The organism is Allobosea sp. GW822-FHT05A11 (genome assembly GCF_058800455.1).
The window spans coordinates 976019-1000069 of record NZ_JBXAMI010000001.1; the positions used below are offsets into that span (position 1 = coordinate 976019).

Below are 24051 nucleotides of genomic sequence, written 5' to 3' on the forward strand. Positions count from 1 at the left end.
TCAGGCCGGCTGCAATTCGTAGCTTGCGCCCTTTTTCACGACGCGCCTGAAGCCATCGACATGGCCGCCCGAGACGAGCCAGTTCTCGTGCGCGGCGCGTTCCAGGATACCGCGGCGCGAAGCCACCGCGGTCGCGGCGTCGAAATCATAGACGAAGCCGATAGCCGGGTCCGAAGCCTGGAGGTCGGAGAGATGCAGCGCATCGCCCCAGAGCAGCAGGCTCTCGCCATCACCCTCGATCAGGTAGCCGCTATGGCCGAAGCTGTGGCCGGGCAGGGGGATCAACGTGATGCCGGCCTGCGCCTCGCCCGCCGGAACCGAACGGATGCGGCCGGCATAATGCTTCTTCAAAGTCGCGGCGATGGCGAAGGCGCCCTGTTTCTTCTCCGGGGTGCGTGCGCGATTGGCCTCGTCGCGATAGAAGCCGAAATCGGCCTCGGGCACGATGATCTCGGCATTCGGGAAGAAGGGCTTGTCGCCGTCGAACAGGCCGAGTGCGTGGTCGCCATGGAGATGCGTGATCAGAACACGGGCGACGTCTTCGGGCGCGATGCCTGCAGCCACCATCGCAGCCGGGGCATGGCCCATCGCTTTGCCCCAGGAGGGGCCGGTGCCGGCATCGACGAGGGTGATCCCGTCCGCTCCCTTCAGCGCGAAGCAGTTCACGATAATGCTGACCTTCGGTTTGCCCCAGCGCGCGACGGCCTCATTGCGGGTCACCTCCCCATCCGCATGGATCAGGACGTCGAGCGGCGCCTCGAAGACGCCGTCATGCAGGATCGAGACATCGAAGGCGCCGATGCGGCGGGACTGCTGGACCATGGCTGTTCTCCGCTTCGGCGTCGCACGGGGGGGCGGTGAGGTCTGGAAGCTAGTGGGCGGCTGACCTCGCCGGCAAGGCGCGTCCGGCCCGGCTCAGCCCTGCGCCGGGCGCGGGAATGCCGCATTTCCTTTTGTATCACTTTGCTTTATGAGCCGCTGTCATCCGATGGTGCAGCTGCCCGTTAGATCGCCATGAGTCCTTTCGGACGCTCTGGGGGGCGATTTAACTATTTGTTTTGGCATCGGATTTTCCGGAAAGTGAACCCCGCTTTTCGGTCCGATGCTCTAGTGCCGCCTGAACCCATCGCCCACGCTTCGCGCCGTTCCTTCATCTTACGCCGCAACCTTTAGGCCCATATCGCATGTCCTTTTCTCTCACGAGCCCGCCGCTCGCGCGCGCGCTCGCCGATCGCAATTACTCCGACCCGACGCCGGTGCAGAGCGCCGTCCTCGAAGACGCCGCCCGCGGGCGCGACCTGCTGGTCTCCTCGCAGACTGGTTCCGGCAAGACCATCGCCTACGGGCTCGCCATCGGCGAGACTCTGCTGGGCACGGCCGAGAAGCTCGGCCCCGCCGCCGAGCCGCTGGCTCTCATCATCGCACCGACGCGTGAGCTTGCCTTGCAGGTGCAGCGCGAACTTGCCTGGCTCTATGCCCAGACCGGCGCGCGGGTGATCTCCTGCGTCGGCGGCATGGATCCACGCCGCGAGGCGATGCTGCTCGACGAGGGCGCGCATATCGTCGTCGGCACGCCCGGCCGCCTGCGCGATCATATCGAGCGCCGTCGCCTCGACGTGTCCGCGCTGAAGGCGGTCGTGCTCGACGAGGCTGACGAGATGCTCGATCTCGGCTTCCGCGACGACCTCGAATACATCCTGAAGACCACCCCGGCGGAGCGGCGCAGCCTGCTGTTCTCGGCGACCTTCCCGAAGGCGATCGTCCAGCTCGCGCAGAGCTACCAGCGCGACGCGCTGCGCATCGAGGTGGAAGCGACGCGGCGCGGCCATGCCGACATCGCCTACAAGGCCGTGCGCGTCTTCCCGAAGGAAGCCGAGCTCGCAGTCGTCAACCTGCTGCGCTTCCACAATGCACCGGTGGCGCTGGTCTTCTGCAACACCCGCAATGCGGTACGCCATCTCGAGGCGATCCTGCTCGAGCGCGGCTTCACCTCCGTCGCGCTCTCGGGCGAACTCGGCCAGAACGAGCGCAACGCGGCGCTGCAGGCGCTGCGCGACGGTCGGGCGCGGGTCTGCGTCGCGACCGACGTCGCGGCGCGCGGCATCGACCTGCCCGGACTCGACCTCGTCATCCATGCCGAGCTGCCGAACGATTCCGAAGTGATGCAGCATCGCTCAGGCCGCACCGGCCGCGCCGGCAACAAGGGCACGAGCGTCCTGCTGGTGCCTCAGTCGCGCCGCCGCAAGGCCGAGCGCCTGCTGATGGAAGGCAAGGTCGAGGCCGAGTGGATCGGTCCTCCGACTGACGAGGAAATCCGCGTCCTCGATCAGGAGCGGCTGCTCTCCGATCCGCTGCTCAACGGCGATGGCTCCGAGGACGATGCCGGCATGATCGAAGCGCTGATGGCGGGCCGCGAGGCCCGCGATATCGCCGCCGCGCTGGTCCGACTCTATCGTGCCCGCCTGCCGGCGGCGGAAGAGGTTGGCGATCCTGGCTTCGGCCGCGACGAGCGCCGTCCGGTCCGCACCAACGAGGATTATGCTGCCAAGCGCCGCCCGTTCGGCGCGGGGCGCGAGGAGGGCGAGGATGGCGAGCGCCCGCGCAAGCCTGCCGGCCCACGCGGCGATACCGTCTGGTTCCGTCTCGATATCGGCCGCAAGCAGGGCGCCGATCCGCGCCAGCTCCTGCCGATGCTGTGCCGCCGCGGCCGGATCACCCGCGACGAGGTCGGTGCGATCCGCATCTTCGACCGCGAGACCAAGGTCGAGATCGATGCCGATGTGGCCGATCGCTTTTATGACTCGGTGCGCATCCCGGACCGCGACAAGATCGTGATCGAGCCGACGACCGAAGCCGAGCGTCGTCCGGCGAAGGCTTTCGGGGACAAGGCCGAGCGTCCGGCTGCGCCGCGGAAGAGCTGGGGAGATGAGCAGGCTGCCGGAGACAGGCCGCAGCGGCCGCGATTCGAGCCGAGGGACGCGAATCAACGCGCGCCGCGGAGCGATGAGCGCAAGCCGTATCGCGCCGACAGCAGGCCTCCGCGCGACGACGCGCGCCCGCCGCGCCGTGACGACGGCAAGCCGGGTGGCGGTTTCAAGAAGCCCTATGAGGGGAAGGGCAAGCCCTTCGCTGGCAAGCCTGCCGGCGGGCGCCCGGCCGGTGGCAAGCCCTTCGGCAAGGGCAAGCCGCGCGGCGACAATCGCGGCTGAGTTTCAGCCTCCGCAAAAAAACGCGCTGTCATTCCGGGTCAAGCCGGGAGTGACAGCGCGAATTCTTTGAAGGACAGCAGGCTTCGAGCGCTGCAGCGTGCGCTCCCGTTCGCCTTCCTCAGCGCAGGCCGAGGAAGGAGAGGATCGCGAGAACGACGACGATAAGACCGACGATATAAATGATGTTGTTCATGAAAAGCCCCCTGGCTGAATGGAGCCTTGCGGCTCGATCTGACAGGGGTTGAACCCGATCCGGGGTACAATGGTTCCCGCCGGAGCTTTCGAGAGCCTGCGGAGATGACGGAAACCGGCGCCTTCTCGTCCCGGGAATGACGAGGCTGGCCGCTCTCAGTCCACGAGCTTGCGGTAGAGATGCCAGGTGGCATGGCCGAGCACCGGCATGACCACGATCAGGCCGACCAGCATCGGCAGGCAGCCGAGCACGAGCAAGCCCGTCACCATCAGGCCCCAATACATCATCACGCGCGGATTGGCCTCGACGGCGGCGATCGAGGTGCGGATGGCTGTGGGGGCGTCGACATGCCGGTCGATGATCAGCGGGAAGGATACCACCGAGATGGAGAAGGCTAGGATGGCGAGCAGCAGGCCGATCGCATTGCCGATCACCATCATGATCCAGCCATCCGCGGTGGTGAACACGGCCCTCAGGAAATCGGCTGTCGAGACATCGGCCGGCAGGCCGAGGATGCCGCGATAGAGGAACCAGGCGCTGAAGAGCCAAGCGAGGAAAAGCCCGGTCAGCATGGCGCCGAGCAGGGCGATCTGCCCGATCGAACGCGAGCGCAGCACCGCGAAAGCATGGACCCACGACGTATCCATGCCTTTCTCGCGGCGGCGGCTGATCTCGTAGAGCCCGATCGCGGCGAAAGGGCCGAGCAATGCGAAGCCCGAGAGCAGCGGGAAGAGCAGGGGGAAGATGTTGTAGCTCACGGTGAGCTGCGCCAGCAGGATGCCGGCGACGGGATAGATCAGGGCGATGAAGACGAGGTGGCTCGGCTGCGCCTTGAAATCGTCCCAGCCGCGCAGCAGCGCTTCGTTCAGGTCCCGCGTGGTTATGGTCCTGACGTGCGGCTGCGAGAGCGCGGCAATGTCATGAACTGTGCCGTCGAGATTGGCCATGGCGTGTCTCCCGGTTCCGGCCCGGTTCGCCATATGGCTGTCGACATGAACCTTGGCGTCAACGGCCTGCGGCGTCGAGCTTCCAATTCCCAGCCCGCAAACTATACGCGCCAAAGCCCGGTTTGTCGCAAGCTTTCGGGGCGGCACAGCCTTGCACGGGCTGCAAAAAGGCTGCTGCCCTTCCTCGTCACGATCATCTCGCCTAATGCTGTGCCATGAGCGACGCCGACGATTCCGCCCCCTCCGAAACGCCGATCGCGGAGCTGACGCCGCGCAAGGCGAAGGCCGAACACAAGCTGCTGGCCGCCGCGGTGCAGGCAGCGAACGACGCCTATTTCCAGGACGACCAGCCGATCATGGACGACGCCGCCTATGACGCGAAGCGTCGCCGGCTCGTCGCGCTGGAAGAAGCCTTTCCGGCGCTGAAGCAGGAGAGCGACGTCAGCGCCAAGGTCGGCGCCAAGCCTTCCGGCAAGTTCGCCAAGATCCGGCATCGCGTACCGATGCTCTCGCTCGACAATGCTTTCTCGGACGAGGCCGTGGCCGAGTTCGCGGCCCGCGTCTATCGCTTCCTCGGCCGCAAGGAGGAGGATGGCATCGCCTTCACCGCCGAGCCCAAGATCGACGGGTTGTCGCTCTCGCTGCGCTACGAGAAGGGCGAGCTGGTCGCGGCCGCGACGCGCGGCGATGGCGAGGAGGGTGAGGATGTTACGCTCAATGCCCGCACCATCTCCGAAATTCCTGGGACGCTTGCAGGGCCGGACGTGCCTGAGATCGCCGAGGTGCGCGGCGAGGTCTATCTCGGCCATGCCGATTTCGCCGGGATCAACGAGCGCCAGCGCGAGAAGGGGCTGCCGGAATTCGCCAATCCGCGCAATGCGGCGGCGGGCTCGCTGCGTCAGCTCGATGTCAGAGTCACCGCCGCGCGGCCCTTGCGCTTCTTCGCCTATGCCTGGGGCGAGATGCCGGTGCTGCCGGCGCCGACGCAATCGGGCGTGGTCGAGGCCTTCAGGCGCTGGGGCTTCCGCACCAACCCGCTGATGAAGCGCTGCGAGAGCGTTGCCGAGCTGATCGCGCAATACCGCCTGATCGAGAGCCAGCGCGCCACGCTCGGCTATGATATCGACGGCGTCGTCTACAAGGTCGACGATCTCGCTCTGCAGGCACGGCTCGGCTTCGTCTCGCGAGCGCCGCGCTGGGCGATCGCGCATAAATTCCCCGCCGAGCTGGCGACGACCGTTCTGGAGGCCATCGACATCCAGGTTGGCCGCACCGGCGCGCTCTCGCCGGTCGCGCGTCTGAAGCCGGTGACGGTCGGCGGCGTCGTCGTCACCAATGCGACGCTGCATAACGAGGACTATATCCGGGGCTTCGATTCCAAGGGGCTGCCGATCCGCGACGGCACCGATATCCGTATCGGCGACACGGTGACGGTGAAGCGGGCGGGCGACGTGATCCCGCGCGTCGAGGCGGTCGATCTTTCGAAGCGCCCGGCGGATTCGAAGCCCTATGAGTTCCCGACGCTCTGCCCGGCCTGCGGCAGCCATGCGACGCGTGAACTCAATCCCCGCACCGGCAAGGAGGACGCCATCCGCCGCTGCACCGGCGGCCTGATCTGCCCGGCGCAGGCAGTCGAGCGCCTCAAGCATTTCGTCTCGCGCGACGCGATGGACATCGACGGGCTTGGCGACAAGCAGATCGAGTTCTTCCACGGCGATCCCGAGCTGCCCGTCAGGGAGCCGGCCGATATCTTCACGCTCGCGGCACGCGACGCCGCCAACCCGCTGAAGAAGCTCAAGGCCAAGGAGGGTTTTGGCGCCCAGAGCGTCGCCAAGCTGTTCGAGGCGATCGAGGACCGGCGCACGCCGCCGCTCAACCGCTTCATCTTCGGGCTCGGCATCCGCCATATCGGCGAAACGACGGCGCGTCTGCTGGCGCGGCATTACGGCTCGTTCGAGGCGCTGCGAGCGGCCGGCATCGCGGCAGCCGACGAGGCCTCGCCCGAGCGGCAGGAGCTCGACGCCATCGACGGCGTCGGCCCGACCGTGGTCGAGGCGCTGGTCGAGTTCTTCGGTGAGCCGCATAACGAGGAATTGCTCGACCGCCTGCTGGCGCAGGTCTCGCCGCAGCCGCTGGAGGCGGTGGCCTCCGCCAGCCCCGTCGCCGGCAAGATCGTGGTCTTCACCGGCGCGCTGGAGCGGATGACCCGCGACGAGGCCAAGGCGATGGCCGAGCGGCTCGGCGCCAAGGTGGCAGGCTCGGTCTCGTCGAAGACCGACCTGCTCGTCGCCGGGCCAGGAGCGGGCTCGAAGCTGAAGGATGCTGCCAAGCATGGCGTCGAGGTGATCGACGAGGCGGGGTGGTTTGAGCTGGTGGGCGGCTGAACCGCCTGCATCTCCTCAGAGGTCATCCCGGGCGTAGCGAAGCGAAGACCCGGGATCCATTCCGGAACCTTCATCGGTAGCGCTCCGGCATGGATCCCGGATCGGCGCCGCTACGCGGCTTGTCCGGGATGACAGCGTCGGAGGAGACTATTCCGCCGCCTCCGCCGCCGGTGTGAACATCGCGGCCGGCGGCGCTTCGCCCGCTGCCCGCACCTGGCTGGGGGCGAGCCCGGTGATGCGCTTGAAGGCGCGGCTGAACGAGGCTTCCGACTCGTAGCCGAGGCGCTGCGCCACCACCGCAATCCGCAATTTGTCGCGGGCCAGCCATTGCCGGGCCTGATGCATCCGGACCTGCGCGACATAGCGGGCCGGCGTCTCGCCGACGACCTCGGCGAAGCGCTCGGCGAAGCCGGAGCGCGAGGCGCCCATCAGCTCGGCGAGGCTCTCGACCGTCCAGTCGGTTTCGGGATGGGCGTGGATCGCCGCCAGCACCTTGCCGACCGTCGGGCAGCGCGCTGCGGCGACCCAGCCCTTGGCGGCGCCGCAGCCGCCCTCGACCCAGGCACGGATGATCGCGGCGGCCAGCACGTCGGCGAGGCGTGCCAGCATGCCGCCGGCGCCGACCCGGTCCATCGCGACTTCGCGGCCCATCGCGTCGAGCAGATGCGGGATGCTGGGCTCATACGCGATGAAATCGCTCATCCGCATCAGGTCCGGCATCAACCGCAGCAACGGGTGATCGAGATCGACATTGAAGGTCATGCGGCCGGTGAAGACGAGCATATGCTTGCCCGTGCCGCCGCCCTCGACATCGAAGATGTTGCCATAGGCTTCCAGAACCCGGCAGTCGCAGGGTGGGGAGGCGACGACATCCGGCGAGCTCGCCAGGACATGGCCACCGCCGCGCGGCAGCAGCACGGCGTCACCGTCGGCGAGCTCCAGCCATTCGCCGGCTGGTGTCTTCAGCCAGCAGTGGCCGCGCGAGATGAAATGGAAATAGGCCTGATGGGTCGGCGGGTAGACGACGCCCCAGGGCGCGGCCAACTGGCAGCGGCTGTAATCGACGCCGTCGAGCCGCAAGCCCCGGAGCATCTCGGTCAGGTGGTCGGCGGAAGCGGTCATCGCAATCCTGGACGAACGGTCATGAGATGCGGATGATATAGCATGGAAACTCCATGGGGCCACGCCCATCTTCCGGCGACCTCATGGAGAACCCCATGTCAGATTCCCTTTCTGCCACGACCCTTGAATTCGACGATACAGCCGAGGAGGCCCGCGACAAGCCGGCCTGGGCTGCCGTCATATCCCTGACCTTCGGTGTGTTCGGCCTCGTCACGGCCGAGTTCCTGCCGGCGAGCCTGCTCACCCCGATGGCGGCCGATGTCGGCGTCTCCGTCGGTGCCGCCGGGCAGGCGGTGACCGCGACCGCCGTGGTCGGTGCCATCGCCGGGCTTGCCGCGGCAATCGTGACGCGCGGCATCGACCGGCGTCTCGTGATCTGGTCGCTGACCGGCCTGCTGATCGTCTCCAGCGTCATCGCGGCAATCGCCACCAACCTGACGACGCTGCTCTTCGCCCGTGTCCTGCTCGGCATCGGGCTTGGCGCCTTCTGGTCGATGGTCGCGGCGACCGCGATGCGGCTCGTGCCGCCCAGCGCGCTCCCCAAGGCGATGTCGCTGATCTTCGCCGGCGTCTCCCTCGCCACCGTCAGCGCCGCGCCGATCGGGGCCTATCTTGGCAACGTGATGGGCTGGCGCTTCGTGTTCTGGCTCTCGGCGCTGGTCGGCGTCGCAACGCTCGTCATTCAGATCGCGGTGCTGCCGCGGCTGCCGGCGCGCGGCTCGCCCGATATCCGCACGCTGTTCCGCTTGCTCGGCCAGCCCAGCATCGCGCTCGTGCTCGGCGGTATCGTCGTGGTGATCTCCGGGCATTTCGCGGGCTTCACCTATGTCCGTCCGTTCCTGGAGCAGATTCCCAAGCTGTCGGTCGAGGCGATCTCGCTCGTCCTGCTCGCCTATGGCGTCGGCGGCTTCTTCGGCAATTTCGCGGGCGGGGCGATCACGGCACGCAGCGCCAAGGCCTCGGTGATCTTCGGCGCCTTCATGATAGCTGCGGTGGGCGTGAGCCTGCTCTTCCTTGGCGCGTCGCCGATCGCCTCGGCTGTCGCGGTCGGGCTCTGGGGCTTCGCCTTCGGTGCGCTGCCGGTCGGCTTCCAGACCTGGCTGGTGCGGGTTGCGCCTGAGGACGAGGCCGAATCGGCCGGCGGCCTGATCGTCGCGGCCTTCCAGATCGCGATCGCAAGCGGCGCCATCTTCGGCGGGCTCCTGGTCGATGGCTTCGGCACGCTCGGCGTCATCGCCTATGCGACCGTCGCGACGCTGGTCGGCGGAGCGGGCGTGCTGCTGCTGGGCTCCAGAAGTCCCGAACGCGTCGGTGCCAGCGCGGCCGCGCACGCGCTCTGAGGTTCTCTCCAGGAATGGCAAAACCGATCGGGCGCGTGATGCGCCCGATCACTTTTCTTCAAGACAGCAATGGGGCGAGAAGGTTTATGCTTGCACCATGGAAGCAGTCACCCAAGGTGAGACATTAGGCCTCGAACCGCTCGTCGCCGGCGAGCGGGCCAAGCTTTTTCCGGCCGAGCGCTTCGATGGGCTGGATTGCCTCGCCGCGACCTTCCGCCAGCACGCCTATGCGCCGCACCAGCACGACAGCTATGTGATGGGCGTCATCGAGGCCGGCTGCGAAACCTTCCGGGTTCGCGGCGTGCGCCACTATGCGCGGCCGGGTCAGATCACCTTCGTCAATCCGCTCGAGACGCATGATGGCGAGCCCTATGGCCCGGGCTACAGCTACCGAATGACCTATCCCGAAGTCGGGCTGATCCGCGAGGTCGCGGCTTCGCTCAGTGGCCGGGACGGGATCGGGACACCGTTCTTCCCACAGCCTCTGGTCGATGATGCCGAGGGGGCTGCGCTCTTCGCGGCGGCTCATCGCGCCATCGAGGATGGCGGGGACCTGCTGGCCAGCGAGGAAATGCTGCTGCGCTTCTATGCTCGCTGCCTGACGCATCATGCCGATCTCGCCGTGCGGCCGGTGGGCGTGGAGAGTGGGTCCGTCGCCCGAGCCCGCGAGGTCTTCGAGGCCCGCTATGAAGAGGACCTGTCGCTGGCCGATCTGGCGCGGCTCACCGGGCTGCCGCGCCACCACTTGATCCGGGCCTTCCGGCGCGAGACCGGTCTGACGCCGCATGCCTATCTGGTTGATGTTCGCGTACGGCGGGCGCGCGAGCGATTGCGGCGCGGCGAGATGCCCGGCGACGTCGCGGCGGCGACCGGCTTCTGCGACCAGCCGCATCTGACCCGCGCCTTCAAGGCCCGCTTTGGCGTCACGCCCGGTGCCTTCCGCGCGGCGCATGCCGCCTGAATCGGTTTTCGAGAGAACATTTCCATGTCGACGATGCGTGACGACATCAGGCGCGGCCTGAACGATATCTGGCCGGCCGCGGTCGCCGCAGCGCCGATCGGGCTGCTCTTCGGCGCGGTCGCGGCCAGCAAGGGGCTCTCGCCGCTCGAAGTCTTCCTGATGAGCATCATGGTCTTCGCCGGCGGGGCGCAGTTCGCCGCGATCGAGCTGTGGGCGAGCCCGGCGCCGGTCGCCGCGCTGGTGTTCTCGACACTGCTCATCAATGCGCGCCATGTGCTGATGGGCGCTTCGCTCGCACCCAAGCTCCAGGGCTTCAGCCGCTGGCAGAAATTCCTCGGCCTCTACTACATGGCCGACGAGAACTGGGCGCTGGCCGAGAAGCGCGCCCGCACCCACCGCCTGACGCCGGCCTATTGGTTCGCGATGGTGATCCCCTTCGTCGCCGGTTGGCTGATCAATTCGACGCTCGGCGCGATGATCGGCGCCGTGCTCGGCGATCCCAAGCGGCTCGGCGCGGATTTCGCCTTCACGGCGCTGTTCATCGCGCTCGTCGCCGCCTTCTGGAAGGGCCGGGTGACGTTCTGGACGGTGGCAGCGGCCGGCATTGCCTCCGCCGTGACCTATCGATTGGCCGGGCCGCCGTGGCATGTCGCGGCGGGCGCACTCTGCGGGTTGCTGGCGGCATGGCTTGCGGCCGGAAGTGAAGAACAGCCGGCGACCGAGGAGGCCAAGGCGTGAGCGTCGATCCGATCAACCTCCTCGCCTTCCTCGGCATGGCGATCGTGACCTATTTCACGCGCGTCGCCGGGCTGGCGCTGGCCGGGCGGCTCAGCCTCTCGCCACGCGCGCAGGCCGCCTTCGACGCGATCCCACCCGCCGTGCTGATCGCGGTGATCGCGCCGAGCGCGCTCGCGACCGGCTGGGCGGAAACGGCGGCGGCGGCGGTGACGGCGCTCGCCGCGACGCGGCTGCCATTGCTGGGTGTGGTGGCGGTCGGGGTTGTCGCGGTGGTCGGTTTCAGGATGGTGTTCTAGCACTGCCGTCATGCTCGCCCTTGTGGCGAGCATCCACGTCTTGAACACTGGGCTTGATGAAGGAAGACGTGGATGGTCGGGACAAGCCCGACCATGACGCGGAGCTTCACAACGGCCGGCAAGCCACCTCCAGCCACGCCTTCGCCTCGCCCTCGACCTGCGGCGAGAGCTTCTCCCAGACCTTGGCGTGGTAGGCGTCGATCCAGGCGATCTCGCCGGCATCGAGCATGTCTTTCTCGATCAGGGCGTGCTCATAGGGGCACCAGGTGATCGTCTCGAAGCCGTAGATCACGCGCTCGGCCCCCGGAATCTGGCGCTCCTCGACCACGATCAGGTTCTCGATGCGGATGCCGTATTCGCCCTGCTTGTAGTAGCCGGGCTCGTTGGAGAGGATCATGCCCGGCTCCAATGGCGTGGTGCCGAGCTTGGAGAGGCGCTGCGGCCCCTCATGCACCGAGAGGTAGCTGCCGACGCCGTGGCCGGTGCCGTGGTCGAAATCGAAGCCGCCCTGCCAGAGCGGCAGCCGGGCGAAGGCGTCGAGCTGCGCGCCTGAGGTTCCCTTGACGAAGACCAGCCGCGAGATCGCGAGATGGCCTTTGAGCACGCGGGTATAGCGGTCGCGCATCTCGGCCGTGGGCGTGCCGATCACCATGGTACGGGTGATGTCGGTGGTGCCGTCCTCATACTGGCCGCCTGAATCGACCAGGAAGATGCCGGGCTCCAGCTTGCGGTTGGTGGCCTCACTGACGCGGTAATGCGGCAGCGCCGCGTTGGGGCCGGCGCCGGCGATGGTGGTGAAGGACACGTCCTTGAGCAGGCCGGTCTTCAGTCGCTCGGCTTCGAGCGCGGCGACCGCATCGATCTCGGTCAGGCCGCCCTTCGGCGCTTCGCGCGCCAGCCAGGAGAGATAGCGGACCATGACGGCGCCATCGCGCAGATGGGCGTTGCGGGCGCCGTCGAGCTCGGCTGCGTTCTTGCGCGCCTTCATCAGGGCGATCGGGTCGGCGCCGGCATCGGGCGTGCCGCCCGCATCGCGGATCAGGGTTGCCAGCGCGGAAGCTGCGGTCGTGGCGTCCAACCGGACCTTGGCCTTGGCCGCGCCGAGCTTCGCGATCTGCCTGTCGAGCTCGGCCGGAGGGGCGATCTCGCCGACGGCGCCGATCGCATCGCCGGCCTCGTTGGTGATCTTCTCCGGTGCGAGGAAGACGGTCGGCCGGCCCTCGCGCGGGATGATGGAATAGCCGAGCGGCAGCGGCGTGTGCTCGACATCGCCACCGCGGATGTTGAAGACCCAGGCCAGCGCATGCGGATCGGAGACAACGAGCGCGTCGACCTTGGCCTCGGTCAGCGCCTTCTGGATGCGGGCGAGCTTGGAGACGCTGTCCTCGCCGGCGAAGGCGGCCGGATGGGCTTTGACCGGCGCCGTCGGCGGGGCGGGGCGGTCGCTCCAGAGTGCGTCGATCGGGTTGACCTTGACCGCGACGAGGCTGCCGCCGGCTGCTGCCGCTGCCTTTTCGAGGCGGGCGAGGCCGTCCACGGTATGCAGCCAGGGATCGTAGCCGAGCTTGCCGCCAGCCGGCAGGTTCTGCTCGACCCAGCGCTCCAGCGGCGTCTCCTCCATGCGAACCGGCGTGACGGTCTTGGTGTCGGTCTGTTCGGCCGACTGGATGGTGTAGCGGCCGTCGACGATCAGCGCGGCCTTGTCGGCCAGCACGACGGCATTGCCGGCCGAGCCGGTGAAGCCGGTCAGCCAGGCGAGCCGGGCCATATGGGCCGGGACATATTCGCCCTGGTGCTCGTCGGCGCGCGGGATGATGAAGCCGTCGAGCCCCTGCGCGGCCAGCGTCTTGCGCAGGGCGGCGACGCGGCCGGCAACCAGCTTCGGATCGCTCGGTTCGGAGAAGGACTGGAAGCGGCAGGTCGTCAGGGTCGAATCGGTCATGGCGAGGTCCGGCACAGAATTGCGCCATGGTCGCCTCGCACCAGCAAAAGCGCCAGCGCAAATCCGTCGGTTTGGAGATGCCTGTTTGGTAGGGCCGCGCTGCCTCCGCGTTCCGCATTGTGCCGATTGGTTATGCAATCGACGCAAACATTAATGGATATGGACGGATCGCATGCGTTTTCTGCATATCTTGCATATGCGAACACATCTTCTCGCAAGTGCGAAATAACCCCATCTTGATCGCATAAGAGAACGAGGAAGCGACCGGGACTGTCCTTCGTTTTTCGGAGATAGACCCATGACTTACGTGTTGAACAATGCCGACGTGCTGCCCGTACCGGTTCGGACCAGGGCCGAGACCCGCGCCAGCAAGCCGGGCGTGATGCAGCGCTTCTATGCCGCGCTCGTCGCGAGCCGCGAGCGTTCCGCAGACCGCCAGTTGCGCGCCCGCAACCTCCTCGTCAACGAGGCCGAGATCGTGCTGGGCGGCTTCCCGTCCGCGACGCTGTCGAGCGACGTCTCGCTGCCTTTCAACCGCTGAATTCGCGCCGCTGCGGCCTCGAGCCGCGTGGCTGAAAACGTCAAGGATTTTCCATCATGATCGCCATCATCAAGCATATCGTCGAACAGATCGCCGACGCCGCGAAGTTCACTGCCGCCGTCTGGCACGATGCCCGCAGCCTGCAGGCCGAGGCCGAGAAGAAGTACGGCTATATCGGCTTCTGAGCCGAGCGAGTAACGATCTCGCGCTTCCCCGGAAGCGCCGGAGGTCAGGCAAGGCGGCGCGGCCTCGGGGCTGCGCCGCCTTTTTTCATGACCAGCGTCGCCCAGCCTTCGCGCAGCGAATGGCTGGCGAGGTGGACGCCCTGGTGCCGGTAGGCCGAGACCACGCCAGCCACGTCCATCGCCAGCAGGCCGGACAGGATCAGCGTGCCGTTCGACGAGAGCACGCGCGCGATCGACGGGGCGAGGCGCTTCAGCGGGCCGGCCAGAATATTGGCGAAGACGAAGTCGAAATGGCCAGGGCGCCAGGCCTTGGCATGGCGCAGGCCCGGCGCAACATAGAGATCCAGCGCGTTCGGTGCATGGTTGAGCCGGGCGTTATGGGCGGAGACTTCGACCGCGACCGCATCGATATCGCCGGCGACGACCTTGCGCTTGATCTGCTTGGCGAGCGCCAGCCCGAGAATGCCGGTGCCGGTGCCGACATCGATGGCGTGGCGCGGGCGGCGCTTCTTCAGTTCGGCGTCGAGCGCGAGCAGGCAGCCGGCGGTGGTGCCGTGATGGCCGGTGCCGAAGGCCAGCGCGGCCTCGATCTCGATCGCGATATCGTTGGTCCGGACGACGTGCCGGTCATGCGCGCCATGGACGAGGACGCGGCCGGCGCGGACAGGCTTCAAGCCGTCGAGGCTGTTGGCGACCCAATCCTTGGTGTTCACCGTCGTGAAGGGTGTCGTATCGACGAGCTCGCCGACGATCGGGCGCAGCAGATCGCGTACCGCATCCTCATCGGGCGGGTTGGCGAAATAGATCTCCACCTTCCACGGGATGTTCATCGAGAGCGTGGTGATGCCGTCCTCGACCTCGAAGGCCGAGATCGCCGTCTCGGTGGGGTCGAAGATCTCGCCGAGCAATTCGGTGAGGGCCCGGGCCTGTTCGCCCGAGGTGGAGAGTTCGAGGACGGTCGCGACCGTCGCTGGCAGGAGGCCTTCGCGCATGGCGCGGGCTTAGCAGGCGCATCCGCCGCTGTCATCGGAAATGGCCGGGGGCGGCGTAGCTAAACCCGGCGTTCAGCATTCCCTGCTACCCGCAGGCCATGACGGCCTCGACGCGCGCGATCATCCTGAAGGCAAGCCTTGCGACAGCGCTGTCGATCGCGGCTTCGCTCGGCCTGGCGTTGACCGTCGTGCCGATGCTCGGCGGGGTCGTGGACGGCACCGCCTGGCTGATGTGTATCCTCTGTCCGCTATTGATCGCCTGGCCGGCCAGCGCCTGGCAATTCCGGCAGGCGCAGCGTCTGAAGGACGCCCATGGCGAGATCGCGCGGCTGCATGGGGAGTTGTCGGCGGCGCATGAGGCCTTGCTGGAAAGGGCGCGCCGCGATGGCCTGACCGGGCTCCTGAACCGCGAAAGTTTCCTGGTCGATCTGGGGCAGGCGATGACGGCGGATAGCAAGGGGACGCTGCTCTTCATCGACGCCGATCACTTCAAGCAGGTCAATGACCGCTTCGGCCATCCAGTCGGCGACGATGCCTTGCGAAGACTGGCGCAGGCGATTGCGGGCGCGGTCGGCGCGAGTGGCTTCTCAGGGCGGCTGGGCGGCGAGGAGTTCGCGGTCTATCTGCCGCAAACCGTCCTGACGGAGGCGGAGACCGTTGCGAAGCAGGTTCTCGATGCGGTTCGGCGCCTCCGGATCGAGGCACCGGGCGGCGAGCCGGTCAGCCTGACCGTGAGCATCGGTGCCGCCGGCTGGGCCGGCGGCACGACAATCGAGCACTTGATCGCCGAGGCCGATGCGCAGCTCTACCGCGCAAAGATGCAGGGCCGGAATCGAGCCGCCTGCGCGTTGAACATGGCTGCGGTGGCCTGAGGAGCGCCCGCCTCAGGCGTGCTGCGCGTTCAGCGCCGCGAAGACCTGGCTGAAGCTGCCGGTCGCCTCGGCGAAGCGCAGCGGCTTGCAGCGCTCGACGATGACCTCGCCGGCCTCCGGCTGCGTTTCGAGGATCGTCATCACCTCGCTGGTGAAATCGGCGAGCGGCATCGCGGCCGGATCGACCGCCTGATGCGGGCCGAGCAGTTCGGTCTGCACGTAAGGCGGGGCGATCTCGATGACCTCGACCGATGTGTCCTTGAGCTGCTCGCGCAGGCCGATCGACCAGGAATGGATAGCGGCCTTGGTCGCGCTGTAGGTCGGGGTCGCCGCCAGCGGCACGAAGGCGAGGCCCGACGAGACGGTCAGGACCGTGGCGCGCGGCTGCTTCAGGAAATGCGGCAGCAGTGCCGTCGTCAGGCGGATCGGCCCGAGCAGGTTGGTCACGATCGTCTCCTCGGCGATGGCGAGATTGTCGGCAGCCGGCACGTTTTCCGGCTTCATTATGCCGGCATTGTTGATGACGGCGTTCAGACTCGGGAAGCGCTCGACCGCCTGCCGGGCGAAGGCTGCGATATCGGCCTCGTCCTGGATGTCGAGCAGCATCGATTCCATGCCGGGATTGGCAGCGGTGACCGCATCGAGCACGGCTTCGCGGCGTCCGGCGATGACGACCTTGTTGCCCTTGGCGTGCAGCGCCTCGGCGAGCGCGCGGCCAATGCCCGAGCCGCCGCCGGTGATGAGGATGGTGTTTCCGGAAATCTTCATGGCAAAGCCTTCTCGTGGTTGCGTGAAACGAGATGGCGCCGATACTCTTCATTGGAAAGAAGGCGCTCGAAAGTGCCATACGCACCAAAAGGAGAGTGTCGGATGCAGGCGATCCGGACCGCGATGGCGGCGATGCATCAGCGCAGCGAGGCGATCCCTCCGGTCAGCCCGGCGGTGGAATCGCTGGTGCGGCAGGTCATCGCGCAGGTCGCCGACAAATGGACGATGCTGGTGCTGGAGGCGCTTGAAGAGCATGGCACGCTGCGCTTCACCGAGGTCGGCCGGATCGTCGGCGGCATTAGCCAGAAGATGCTGACCAAGACATTGCGCGAGATGGAGCGCGACGGGCTGGTCGTTCGCACCGTCCACCCGGTGATCCCGCCGCATGTCGATTACACGCTGACGGAACTCGGGCGCGAGCTCAGCGCTGCTTTTTGCGGGGTCTGGACCTGGGCTGAGACCTATTACGCGCAGGTTTCGGCAGCGCGAAAAGCCTTCCGCGAGCGGGAGGAGGCTTAAGCGCCGGCGTGGCCGGCGTCCTGCATGGTTTCGTAGGTCAGGCTGAGGCCGCCCCGCCTGTCCTGCGCAGGTAGACGATCTGGGCGCCGATCCCGATGACGAGTGCGGCCAGAATGCCCGCCTGCACCCCGAGCAGGAGCGGGGATTTCAGGTCGGTGACGAAGGGATGGCCATCCGGGACGCGGCGCAGGATCTCGGTGGCCGTCGGCAGCATGAGCAGGAAGGCCGTCACGCTCAGGACGATCGTCTCGACATAGGCGACGGCGCGCGCCGGGAGTGGGGTCCGGCCGATGGTGTAGCCGATGGCGAGCAGCAGGAGCGTCAGCGCGCCGATGACGTGACCGGCGGGCATATGCGTGACGAAGAAGACCGTAGCGGCGCCGATCAGCATCGAGATGAGGTAGACGATGCCCGCAGTCGAGCGCGGCACGATCCGGCCATGGACCGCGAACATATAGGCTGCTGCGGGGATGGCCGGCAGGCTGCCCAGCGTATGGACCCAGCCGAGCGGGGTGATGCCAAACATGAGAATGTCCTTTTGTCGAAGGTTGCGCCTGTCGCCGAGCGCGAGGGCGTCTGGGATGCAGGAATGTCTATCTACTAATAGGTAGGTTTTTGTGGCGCGTTTCATTCTTCGGGGCGGTGAGGTTCAGTGCTGTGCCATCAGACGCTCCAGCAGCGGGCGGGTGATGACACCGAAAATCGCCGGGTCGCCATAGGCGCGGGCTGAAAGCATCGCGCCGTGGACCCCTGCCATGAAAGCTTCCGCTTCGACCCTGGCCGTCCCGGTGAAACGCAGGTCGCCCTGTGCGGCGCCACGTTCGAGGACCGAGGCCAGCCAGGCGGAGAGGGCTCGGAAATGGGTGCGGACTTCCAGAGTGACGTCCTGCGGAAGGGCAGGGATCTGGCTGGCGAGAAGCGCGCAAAGGCAGAACGGAGCGCTCGAATCGGCGATGCAGGCCTCCCAGTAGCCGATATAGGCCTGCAGTTGCCGAGCCGGATCGGGAACCTGCTGCTCCAGAGCGGCGATGCCGGCCTCGGCCTCCTCCCGGTATCGGGCGACGAGCGTGCGGACGAGGTCGGACTTGCTGGGGAAATGGTGGTGGATGCTCGCATTGCGAATGCCGACCACCTTCGCGATGTCGGCATAGCTGAAGCCGTTATACCCACCCTGGATCAGGAGGGAGCGGGCGCAGCGCAGGATTTCGTCGGATGTCGAGCCGGTCATGATCCATATCTACCTACTAATAAGTAGGCAATCAAGCCGGGTCACGGCTTTGTGCAGATGGCTCAGCCCGCCTTCTGCACGAAGCTATCCAGCACCATCTTCCGCCCGGCCTTGTCGAAATCGACGGTCAGCTTGTTGCCGTCGACGCTGGCGACCGAGCCGGGGCCGAACTTGAGGTGGAAGACGCGGGCGCCGGTGCCGTAGGCGGATTCGCCGGATGATTTCGCCGTCAGCTCGCCCTCGATCATGAGCGGGCCGCGCTGGCGTGAACTGCCGAACCCGCCCTGGCCGAAGCCGCGGCCGCTTTCCGAGAAGCCGCTGCCGCCGCCGCTGTTCTTCGCCCGGTTCTCCTGCGCACGCTGCCAGCCCGGCGTGTTGTAGCTGGAGCCGAAGCTCTCCATCCGGTCGAAGCGCGAGGCGCCGTAGCCGCCCTGCGAATAGCTGCTCGCTGCCTGCTCGACCTCGACATGCTCCTCCGGCAGTTCGTCGATGAAGCGGGAGGGCAGGCTGGTCTGCCAGAGGCCGTGGATGCGCCGGTTCGAGGCGAAATAGAGCTTCAGCTTCTTGCGGGCGCGGGTGAGGCCGACATGGGCGAGGCGGCGCTCCTCCTCCAGACCGGCGCGACCGCTCTCGTCGAGCGCGCGCTGGTTCGGGAACAGGCCTTCCTCCCAGCCGGGCAGGAAGACCGTGTCGAATTCCAGCCCCTTGGCGGCGTGCAGTGTCATGATCGAGGCGCGGGCCTCGGCCTCGCCATCGGCGACATCCATCACCAGCGAGACGTGTTCGAGGAAGGACGGCAGGTCGGGAAACTCGTCGAGCGAGCGGACGAGTTCCTTGAGGTTTTCCAGGCGCCCGGCCGCATCGGCCGAGCGGTCCTTCTTCCACATCTCGGTATAGCCGCTCTCTTCCAGAACCAGCTCGGCGAGCTCGCCCTGCGGCATATGCTCGGCGCGGGTCGACCAGCGGCCGAAGGCATCGACCAGCTCGCGCAGCGCGGTACGGGCCTTGGGCTTCAACTCGTCGCTCTCGACCGCGGCGCGGGCCGACTGCATCAGCGAGAAGCCGGTGGCGCGGGCATGGTTGTGCAGGAGCTGGACCGTCGCGTCGCCGAGGCCGCGCTTGGGCACGTTGACGATGCGCTCGAAGGCGAGGTCGTCGGTAGCTGAGACGACGCAGCGCAAATAGGCGAGCGCATCGCGGATTTCGGCACGCTCGTAGAAGCGCGGGCCGCCGATGACGCGATAGGGCACGCCGGCCTGGACGAAGCGCTCCTCGATTTCGCGCATCTGCGCGGAGATGCGCACGAGCACCGCGACCTGGCCGAGATCCTGGCCCTTCGCCTGCATCGCCTCGATCTCGTCGGAGATCAGGCGGGCTTCCTCCTGGCTGTCCCAGGCGCCGGTGATGGTGACCTTCTCGCCGAGCGCGTCCTCGGTGCGCAGCGTCTTGCCGAGGCGGCCCTCGTTGCGGGCGATCAGCTTCGAGGCCGTGGCGAGGATATGGCCGGTCGAGCGGTAGTTGCGCTCCAGCCGGATCACGGTCGCGCCCGGAAAATCGTGTTCGAAGCGCAGGATGTTGTCGACCTCGGCGCCGCGCCAGCCATAGATCGACTGGTCGTCGTCGCCGACGCAGCAGATGTTGCGGCGGCCCTGGGCGAGAAGTCTCAGCCAGAGATACTGCGCCGTGTTGGTGTCCTGATACTCGTCGACGAGGATGTATCGGAAGCGGTCGTGATAGGTCTGGAGCACGTCCGGATAGGCGCGGAACAGCGTCAGGCAGTGCAGCAGGAGATCGCCGAAATCGACGGCGTTCAGCGCGATCAAGCGTTCCTGATAGGCGGCATAGAGCTTGCCGCCCTTGCCATGGGCAAAGACGGCGGCCTCGCCGGCGGGAACGTCCTTAGGCGTGAGGCCGCGGTTCTTCCAGCTATCGATGAAGCCCGCCAGCATGCGGCCGGGCCAGCGCTTCTCGTCGATGTTCTCGGCCTGGATCACCTGCTTCATCAGGCGGATCTGGTCGTCGGTGTCGAGGATGGTGAAGTCGCTGCGCAGGTCGAGCAGTTCGGCATGGCGGCGCAGCAGCTTGGCCGAGATCGAGTGGAAGGTGCCGAGCCATGGCATGCCCTCGGCGACCGGGCCGACGAGATGGGCGACACGCTCCTTCATCTCGCGCGCCGCCTTGTTGGTAAAGGTCACGGCGAGGATCTGAGAGGGATAGGCGCGGCTGGTCGAGATCAGGTGGCCGATGCGGGTGGTCAGCACGCGGGTCTTGCCGGTGCCGGCACCGGCGAGCACCAGTACAGGACCGTCCGTCGCCTCGACCGCCTGGCGCTGCTCCGGGTTCAATCCCGCCAGATAGCCGGCCGCGGGCTGCGCGGCAGCGCGCGCGGCAAGGCCGCCGGGGCGAGGCGGGGGAGCGGAAAAAGGATCGGTCTCGGACAAGGGTGCGCGGTGCTCGTGCGTGATTCGTTCTCCGGCGAATATAGGGCGTCGATGTCAGGATTGCGCCCTGCCGGAGCGATCATTTTATACTCCGCTCCACAGGGAGGTGGCAGCATCCCCCGCCTGTCGGCTCAGCGCGCCGGCAGCAGGTATTTCAGGCCCTGCGTGAAGCCGCGCGGCGCGACGCTGAGGTGATCCTCATCGTCGAGGACGACGGACTTCAGATTCAAGCTCGGATATTTCCGGCGGCGCAATGCGGCTTCGAGAGCCCGGTTGTCGGCGACCATATCGACCGTCTGGCTGTAGCGCCGGTCGCCTTTGCGTTGCGCCTCATAGGCGCCGACATAGAGATAGATCTTGGCCGGCAGGTCCTTGCTCCGGGCGGCGTAGCGCGCTTCCAGCTCCAAAGCGTGGCGCTTGTCGTACCAGAGCGAGGGGCTGCCGAGGATATAGCCGCTGAACAGGCCGGGCTCAGTGAAGAGGATCTGTGCGCCCAGCAGGGAGCCGTAGGAATGGCCGAGAAAGAGCGCCCTGGCGGGATCGGTTCGATAGCGGGCGGCGATGAACGGCTTCACCTGATCACGCAGATAGGTCTGGTAGGCTGGCCCCTGGCCGTGAACCGCGCCGGCCGGTGCCGTGCGCGGCCCGTTCGATGTCGGCGTATAGTCGCGCCGGCGGCTGACAGCGCCATCCTCGCCCTTGGCATAGGACAGCCCGACCAGGATGAATTCCTCCACCTTGGGTCCTTCGAGGTTCAGGCGGCGGCTGATCTGGCGGAGGATCGGGAAGGCATAGTCGGCGTCGGTGACGTAGAGCACCGGATAACGCCGCTGCGGCTCCTTCGCATAGGAGGGCGGCAAGGCGACGAAAACCTGATAGCCGCGGCGCGAGACCGGATCAGGCACGTCCCAGACCTCGCTGTCGGCAATTTCGTAGGGGCGGCCGTCACCTGCCTGAGCCTTCAGCGCCGGTTGGGCCTGGGCGTGCGCAGGAGCGACGGAGGCACTGAGGCCGGCGATGAGGGCAATCAGCAGGGTATTCGAAAGGCGTCGCTGCACGTGAGATCTCCGTCGTCACGCACCGGTCGCAGCGCGCGGGGCGAGGTGAGGGAGGAACTCGGGCAGCAATCGGGCGGATTCGCAATCGGCGGATGCCGGCATAGTCTGGTGGTTAACGACGCGGATCGGAGGGAAGGCCATGGCGCAGATGCCGCACGCCGATCAGGTGACCAACCAGGTGCCGGTGCTGGCGGATTACGACGCCTTCGCCGCCGATCCGGTGCTGCCGGGAATCGTCTCGACCTTCGGTGCCGATTGGGCGCGTGAGCGATTGCATGAGGCGGGGCGCACGGTCGGCTCGGCACGGGTGCAGGAACTGGCCTGGCTCGCCAATCGCTACACGCCTGAACTGAAAGCCTTCGACCGCTTCGGCAACCGCATCGACCAGATCGGCTTTCATCCGGCCTGGCACGAGTTGATGGGGCTCGCCATCGGGCATGAGACGCATGCGCTCGCCTGGAACCGGCCGGAGCCCGGCGCGCAGGTCGCCCGCGCCGCCTTGCAATATCTCTGGTACGGCGCCGAGAGCGGCATCTGCTGTCCGATCAGCATGACCTATGCCGCCGTGCCGGTGCTGAAGCAGGACCACCTGCTTTGGGAGCAGTGGGGTTCGCTCGTCACTTCAAATCGCTACGACTCGCGGCAGGGGCCGGCGCATTTCAAGACGGGCGCGACCATCGGTACGGCGATGACGGAGACGCAAGGCGGCTCGGATCTGCGCCAGACCCAGACCGTGGCCGAGGATAATCGCGACGGGACGTGGTCGCTGCATGGCCGGAAGTGGTTCTTCTCGGTGCCGCATTCCGACGTCTTCCTGACGCTGGCGCGGACGGGCGAGGGCATCTCCTGCTTCGTCGTGCCGGGCTGGCTGCCGGATGGGACGCGCAACGGCGTCGCGATCCAGCGACTCAAGGACAAGGTCGGCAACCGCTCGAATGCTTCTTCGGAGGTCGAGTTCAGGGGCGCGCTCGGTCATCTGATCGGCGAGCCGGGCCGGGGCATCCGCACCGGCCTGTCGATGAACCATAATTCGCGGCTGGATATCGCCGCTGCCTCCGCCGGGCTGATGCGGATGGCGGTGTCGCTGGCCGCGCATCATGCCCAGCATCGCCGCGCCTTCCAGAAGGCGCTGATCGACCAGCCGATCATGCAAAACGTGCTGGCCGATATCGCGATCGAGGCGGAAGCTGCAGCCTGGCTCGCCTTCCGATTGTTCGCGGCGCTCGATCAGCAGGAGGCGTCGTACAGCGAACGGCTGCTGGCGCGGGTCGGCGCGCCGATCGCGAAATACTGGATCACGAGGCGCGCGCCCGCCGTCGTCACCGAGGCGCTGGAATGCCATGGCGGCAACGGCTTCATCGAGGAAAACCCGATGGCGCGGCTCTATCGCGAGGCGCCGCTCAACGCGATCTGGGAAGGCTCGGGCAATGTCATCTGCCTCGACGTGCTGCGCTCGCTGGCGCGTGAGGAGGGGGCGGTCGATGTGCTGCGGGCGGAGATGATGGCGGCTGCCGGGGCGGACCGGCGCTATGACGTGGCGCTGAAGCGTTTGGAGAGCGAATTGCCGGAGATGATGCGCAACGAGGGGCAGGCAAGGCGATTGACGGAGCGGCTTGCGCTGCTGCTGCAGGGCTCGTTGCTGCTGCGCTTTGCGCCGGCCGCCGTGGCAGATGCGTTCATCGCGACGCGGCTGGGTGAGAGCTGGTCAGGGCAATTCGGCGATCTGCCGCCAGGTGTCGATGCGGCGGCGCTGACACGACGGGCCGTCCCCGCTGTCTGAAACGTCATGCCTGGGTCGAGCCCGGGCATGACGGTGTTGTCAGGCCGCTTCCGGTTCGAAATCCATCGCCACGCCGTTGATGCAGTAGCGTAGGCCGGTAGGCGGCGGGCCGTCGGGGAAGACGTGGCCGAGATGGCCGCCGCAATTGGCGCAATGCACCTCGACGCGGACCATGCCGAACTTGCGGTCCTCGCTGGTCTCGACGGAGCCTTCCAGCGGCTGGTCGAAGCTCGGCCAGCCGGTGCCGCTCTCGAATTTCTTACCCGATTTGAACAGCTTCTGGCCGCAGCCGGCGCAGGAGAAGGTGCCGGCGCGCTTCTCGTAATTGAGCGCGCAGGAGCCGGCCCGCTCCGTGCCATGGCCGCGCAGGACCTGATACTGCTCCGGCGTCAGCCGCGCGCGCCACTCGGCGTCCGTGAGCTGGAAGGGGAAACTCTCGTCCTGCTTCTTCGGCTCGCCGAACATGCTCATCAGACCCATTGCGATCTCCTTATCAGCGGGGCGGCGCCTCATCGGCTTTCGTGCCCCAATATGG

The 24051-nt window shown here is 67.0% G+C and carries 22 protein-coding genes; 11 read left to right on the forward strand and 11 right to left on the reverse strand.

Going from position 1 to position 24051, the window contains the following annotated elements:
- On the reverse strand, positions 1 to 822 hold the full coding sequence (gene aidB, locus AC1RLU_RS04760; RefSeq protein ID WP_492794138.1) for an AidB family quorum-quenching N-acyl homoserine lactonase: 822 nt from the start codon (positions 820 to 822) through the stop codon (positions 1 to 3).
- A 362-nt stretch (positions 823 to 1184) separates the two neighbouring features.
- Here aidB and AC1RLU_RS04765 point away from each other — a divergent pair, with 362 nt between their 5' ends.
- Positions 1185 to 3209, forward strand: a complete 2025-nt coding sequence (locus AC1RLU_RS04765; protein WP_492794140.1) for a DEAD/DEAH box helicase — start codon at positions 1185 to 1187, stop codon at positions 3207 to 3209.
- A 348-nt stretch (positions 3210 to 3557) separates the two neighbouring features.
- On the opposite strand, the gene AC1RLU_RS04770 is transcribed toward AC1RLU_RS04765, so the two are convergent.
- A complete protein-coding gene (locus tag AC1RLU_RS04770) occupies positions 3558 to 4349 on the reverse strand; it encodes a DUF2189 domain-containing protein (RefSeq protein ID WP_492794141.1) in 792 nt (263 codons plus the stop codon).
- Between the two features lie 215 nt (positions 4350 to 4564).
- On the opposite strand from AC1RLU_RS04770, the gene ligA reads away from it, so the two are divergent.
- Positions 4565 to 6733 (forward strand): NAD-dependent DNA ligase LigA, encoded by a 2169-nt coding sequence (gene ligA, locus AC1RLU_RS04775; RefSeq protein ID WP_492794143.1) that lies wholly within the window; start codon positions 4565 to 4567, stop codon positions 6731 to 6733.
- Between the two features lie 147 nt (positions 6734 to 6880).
- Here the strand turns inward: ligA and AC1RLU_RS04780 are convergent, their stop codons facing one another.
- Positions 6881 to 7855: an AraC family transcriptional regulator gene (locus tag AC1RLU_RS04780; RefSeq protein WP_492794145.1), complete on the reverse strand. Its 975-nt coding sequence runs from the start codon at positions 7853 to 7855 to the stop codon at positions 6881 to 6883.
- Positions 7856 to 7950: 95 nt separating this feature from the next.
- On the opposite strand from AC1RLU_RS04780, the gene AC1RLU_RS04785 reads away from it, so the two are divergent.
- The 4 genes from AC1RLU_RS04785 (at position 7951) to AC1RLU_RS04800 (ending at position 11190) form a co-directional block, all read left to right on the forward strand.
- Positions 7951 to 9195: an MFS transporter gene (locus tag AC1RLU_RS04785; protein ID WP_492794147.1), complete on the forward strand. Its 1245-nt coding sequence runs from the start codon at positions 7951 to 7953 to the stop codon at positions 9193 to 9195.
- Between the two features lie 97 nt (positions 9196 to 9292).
- Entirely contained in the window at positions 9293 to 10156 is an 864-nt protein-coding gene (locus AC1RLU_RS04790) for a helix-turn-helix domain-containing protein (protein ID WP_492794148.1), read from the forward strand.
- Between the two features lie 24 nt (positions 10157 to 10180).
- Entirely contained in the window at positions 10181 to 10894 is a 714-nt protein-coding gene (locus tag AC1RLU_RS04795; protein WP_113586747.1) for an AzlC family ABC transporter permease, read from the forward strand.
- Complete coding sequence (locus tag AC1RLU_RS04800) at positions 10891 to 11190, forward strand: AzlD family protein (RefSeq protein ID WP_454033854.1); 300 nt, start codon at positions 10891 to 10893, stop codon at positions 11188 to 11190. The genes AC1RLU_RS04795 and AC1RLU_RS04800 overlap by 4 nt, the downstream gene beginning before the upstream one ends.
- Before the next feature lie 106 nt (positions 11191 to 11296).
- On the opposite strand, the gene AC1RLU_RS04805 is transcribed toward AC1RLU_RS04800, so the two are convergent.
- Positions 11297 to 13132, reverse strand: coding sequence for an aminopeptidase P family protein (locus tag AC1RLU_RS04805; RefSeq protein ID WP_492794151.1), 1836 nt, complete (start codon positions 13130 to 13132; stop codon positions 11297 to 11299).
- A 298-nt stretch (positions 13133 to 13430) separates the two neighbouring features.
- On the opposite strand from AC1RLU_RS04805, the gene AC1RLU_RS04810 reads away from it, so the two are divergent.
- Both AC1RLU_RS04810 and AC1RLU_RS04815 read left to right on the forward strand, forming a co-directional pair.
- On the forward strand, positions 13431 to 13673 hold the full coding sequence (locus tag AC1RLU_RS04810; RefSeq protein ID WP_492794153.1) for a hypothetical protein: 243 nt from the start codon (positions 13431 to 13433) through the stop codon (positions 13671 to 13673).
- 56 nt (positions 13674 to 13729) lie between these two features.
- Positions 13730 to 13858, forward strand: coding sequence for a hypothetical protein (locus tag AC1RLU_RS04815; protein WP_274532863.1), 129 nt, complete (start codon positions 13730 to 13732; stop codon positions 13856 to 13858).
- Positions 13859 to 13902: 44 nt separating this feature from the next.
- Here the strand turns inward: AC1RLU_RS04815 and AC1RLU_RS04820 are convergent, their stop codons facing one another.
- Complete coding sequence (locus AC1RLU_RS04820; protein WP_142112575.1) at positions 13903 to 14850, reverse strand: 50S ribosomal protein L11 methyltransferase; 948 nt, start codon at positions 14848 to 14850, stop codon at positions 13903 to 13905.
- Between the two features lie 98 nt (positions 14851 to 14948).
- On the opposite strand from AC1RLU_RS04820, the gene AC1RLU_RS04825 reads away from it, so the two are divergent.
- Positions 14949 to 15722, forward strand: a complete 774-nt coding sequence (locus tag AC1RLU_RS04825) for a GGDEF domain-containing protein (protein WP_492794155.1) — start codon at positions 14949 to 14951, stop codon at positions 15720 to 15722.
- A 12-nt stretch (positions 15723 to 15734) separates the two neighbouring features.
- Here AC1RLU_RS04825 and AC1RLU_RS04830 read toward each other — a convergent pair whose 3' ends face one another.
- On the reverse strand, positions 15735 to 16490 hold the full coding sequence (locus AC1RLU_RS04830) for an SDR family oxidoreductase (RefSeq protein WP_492794156.1): 756 nt from the start codon (positions 16488 to 16490) through the stop codon (positions 15735 to 15737).
- A gap of 123 nt (positions 16491 to 16613) precedes the next feature.
- Here AC1RLU_RS04830 and AC1RLU_RS04835 point away from each other — a divergent pair, with 123 nt between their 5' ends.
- A complete protein-coding gene (locus AC1RLU_RS04835) occupies positions 16614 to 17009 on the forward strand; it encodes a winged helix-turn-helix transcriptional regulator (RefSeq protein ID WP_492794323.1) in 396 nt (131 codons plus the stop codon).
- A 37-nt stretch (positions 17010 to 17046) separates the two neighbouring features.
- Here the strand turns inward: AC1RLU_RS04835 and AC1RLU_RS04840 are convergent, their stop codons facing one another.
- The 4 genes from AC1RLU_RS04840 to AC1RLU_RS04855 all read right to left on the reverse strand — a co-directional run bounded on the left by AC1RLU_RS04840 (position 17047) and on the right by AC1RLU_RS04855 (position 21736).
- Positions 17047 to 17535 carry a hypothetical protein gene (locus AC1RLU_RS04840; RefSeq protein WP_492794158.1) on the reverse strand — a complete coding sequence of 163 codons (489 nt, stop codon included), beginning with the start codon at positions 17533 to 17535 and terminating at the stop codon, positions 17047 to 17049.
- A gap of 123 nt (positions 17536 to 17658) precedes the next feature.
- Positions 17659 to 18237, reverse strand: a complete 579-nt coding sequence (locus AC1RLU_RS04845) for a TetR/AcrR family transcriptional regulator (RefSeq protein ID WP_492794159.1) — start codon at positions 18235 to 18237, stop codon at positions 17659 to 17661.
- A gap of 62 nt (positions 18238 to 18299) precedes the next feature.
- The gene (locus AC1RLU_RS04850; RefSeq protein ID WP_492794160.1) at positions 18300 to 20678 is read right to left on the reverse strand and encodes an ATP-dependent helicase; all 2379 of its coding nucleotides are present in this window, start codon (positions 20676 to 20678) and stop codon (positions 18300 to 18302) included.
- Positions 20679 to 20809: 131 nt separating this feature from the next.
- Positions 20810 to 21736, reverse strand: coding sequence for an alpha/beta hydrolase (locus AC1RLU_RS04855; RefSeq protein ID WP_492794162.1), 927 nt, complete (start codon positions 21734 to 21736; stop codon positions 20810 to 20812).
- A gap of 139 nt (positions 21737 to 21875) precedes the next feature.
- Between AC1RLU_RS04855 and AC1RLU_RS04860 the strand changes: the two genes are divergently transcribed.
- Positions 21876 to 23516: an acyl-CoA dehydrogenase family protein gene (locus AC1RLU_RS04860; RefSeq protein WP_492794164.1), complete on the forward strand. Its 1641-nt coding sequence runs from the start codon at positions 21876 to 21878 to the stop codon at positions 23514 to 23516.
- A gap of 39 nt (positions 23517 to 23555) precedes the next feature.
- Here AC1RLU_RS04860 and msrB read toward each other — a convergent pair whose 3' ends face one another.
- Positions 23556 to 23987, reverse strand: a complete 432-nt coding sequence (gene msrB / locus AC1RLU_RS04865) for a peptide-methionine (R)-S-oxide reductase MsrB (protein WP_492794325.1) — start codon at positions 23985 to 23987, stop codon at positions 23556 to 23558.
- Between the last annotated feature and the right edge of the window lie 64 nt (positions 23988 to 24051).

What these genes read in the sequence shown, in the direction of transcription:
- aidB (WP_492794138.1), bottom strand. Translation starts at nt 822, where the DNA reads ATGGTCCAGCAGTCCCGCCGCATCGGCGCCTTCGATGTCTCGATCCTG.
- AC1RLU_RS04765 (WP_492794140.1), top strand. Translation starts at nt 1,185, where the DNA reads ATGTCCTTTTCTCTCACGAGCCCGCCGCTCGCGCGCGCGCTCGCCGAT.
- AC1RLU_RS04770 (WP_492794141.1), bottom strand. Translation starts at nt 4,349, where the DNA reads ATGGCCAATCTCGACGGCACAGTTCATGACATTGCCGCGCTCTCGCAG.
- ligA (WP_492794143.1), top strand. Translation starts at nt 4,565, where the DNA reads ATGAGCGACGCCGACGATTCCGCCCCCTCCGAAACGCCGATCGCGGAG.
- AC1RLU_RS04780 (WP_492794145.1), bottom strand. Translation starts at nt 7,855, where the DNA reads ATGACCGCTTCCGCCGACCACCTGACCGAGATGCTCCGGGGCTTGCGG.
- AC1RLU_RS04785 (WP_492794147.1), top strand. Translation starts at nt 7,951, where the DNA reads ATGTCAGATTCCCTTTCTGCCACGACCCTTGAATTCGACGATACAGCC.
- AC1RLU_RS04790 (WP_492794148.1), top strand. Translation starts at nt 9,293, where the DNA reads ATGGAAGCAGTCACCCAAGGTGAGACATTAGGCCTCGAACCGCTCGTC.
- AC1RLU_RS04795 (WP_113586747.1), top strand. Translation starts at nt 10,181, where the DNA reads ATGTCGACGATGCGTGACGACATCAGGCGCGGCCTGAACGATATCTGG.
- AC1RLU_RS04805 (WP_492794151.1), bottom strand. Translation starts at nt 13,132, where the DNA reads ATGACCGATTCGACCCTGACGACCTGCCGCTTCCAGTCCTTCTCCGAA.
- AC1RLU_RS04810 (WP_492794153.1), top strand. Translation starts at nt 13,431, where the DNA reads ATGACTTACGTGTTGAACAATGCCGACGTGCTGCCCGTACCGGTTCGG.
- AC1RLU_RS04815 (WP_274532863.1), top strand. Translation starts at nt 13,730, where the DNA reads ATGATCGCCATCATCAAGCATATCGTCGAACAGATCGCCGACGCCGCG.
- AC1RLU_RS04820 (WP_142112575.1), bottom strand. Translation starts at nt 14,850, where the DNA reads ATGCGCGAAGGCCTCCTGCCAGCGACGGTCGCGACCGTCCTCGAACTC.
- AC1RLU_RS04825 (WP_492794155.1), top strand. Translation starts at nt 14,949, where the DNA reads ATGACGGCCTCGACGCGCGCGATCATCCTGAAGGCAAGCCTTGCGACA.
- AC1RLU_RS04830 (WP_492794156.1), bottom strand. Translation starts at nt 16,490, where the DNA reads ATGAAGATTTCCGGAAACACCATCCTCATCACCGGCGGCGGCTCGGGC.
- AC1RLU_RS04835 (WP_492794323.1), top strand. Translation starts at nt 16,614, where the DNA reads ATGGCGGCGATGCATCAGCGCAGCGAGGCGATCCCTCCGGTCAGCCCG.
- AC1RLU_RS04840 (WP_492794158.1), bottom strand. Translation starts at nt 17,535, where the DNA reads ATGTTTGGCATCACCCCGCTCGGCTGGGTCCATACGCTGGGCAGCCTG.
- AC1RLU_RS04845 (WP_492794159.1), bottom strand. Translation starts at nt 18,237, where the DNA reads ATGACCGGCTCGACATCCGACGAAATCCTGCGCTGCGCCCGCTCCCTC.
- AC1RLU_RS04860 (WP_492794164.1), top strand. Translation starts at nt 21,876, where the DNA reads ATGGCGCAGATGCCGCACGCCGATCAGGTGACCAACCAGGTGCCGGTG.
- msrB (WP_492794325.1), bottom strand. Translation starts at nt 23,987, where the DNA reads ATGAGCATGTTCGGCGAGCCGAAGAAGCAGGACGAGAGTTTCCCCTTC.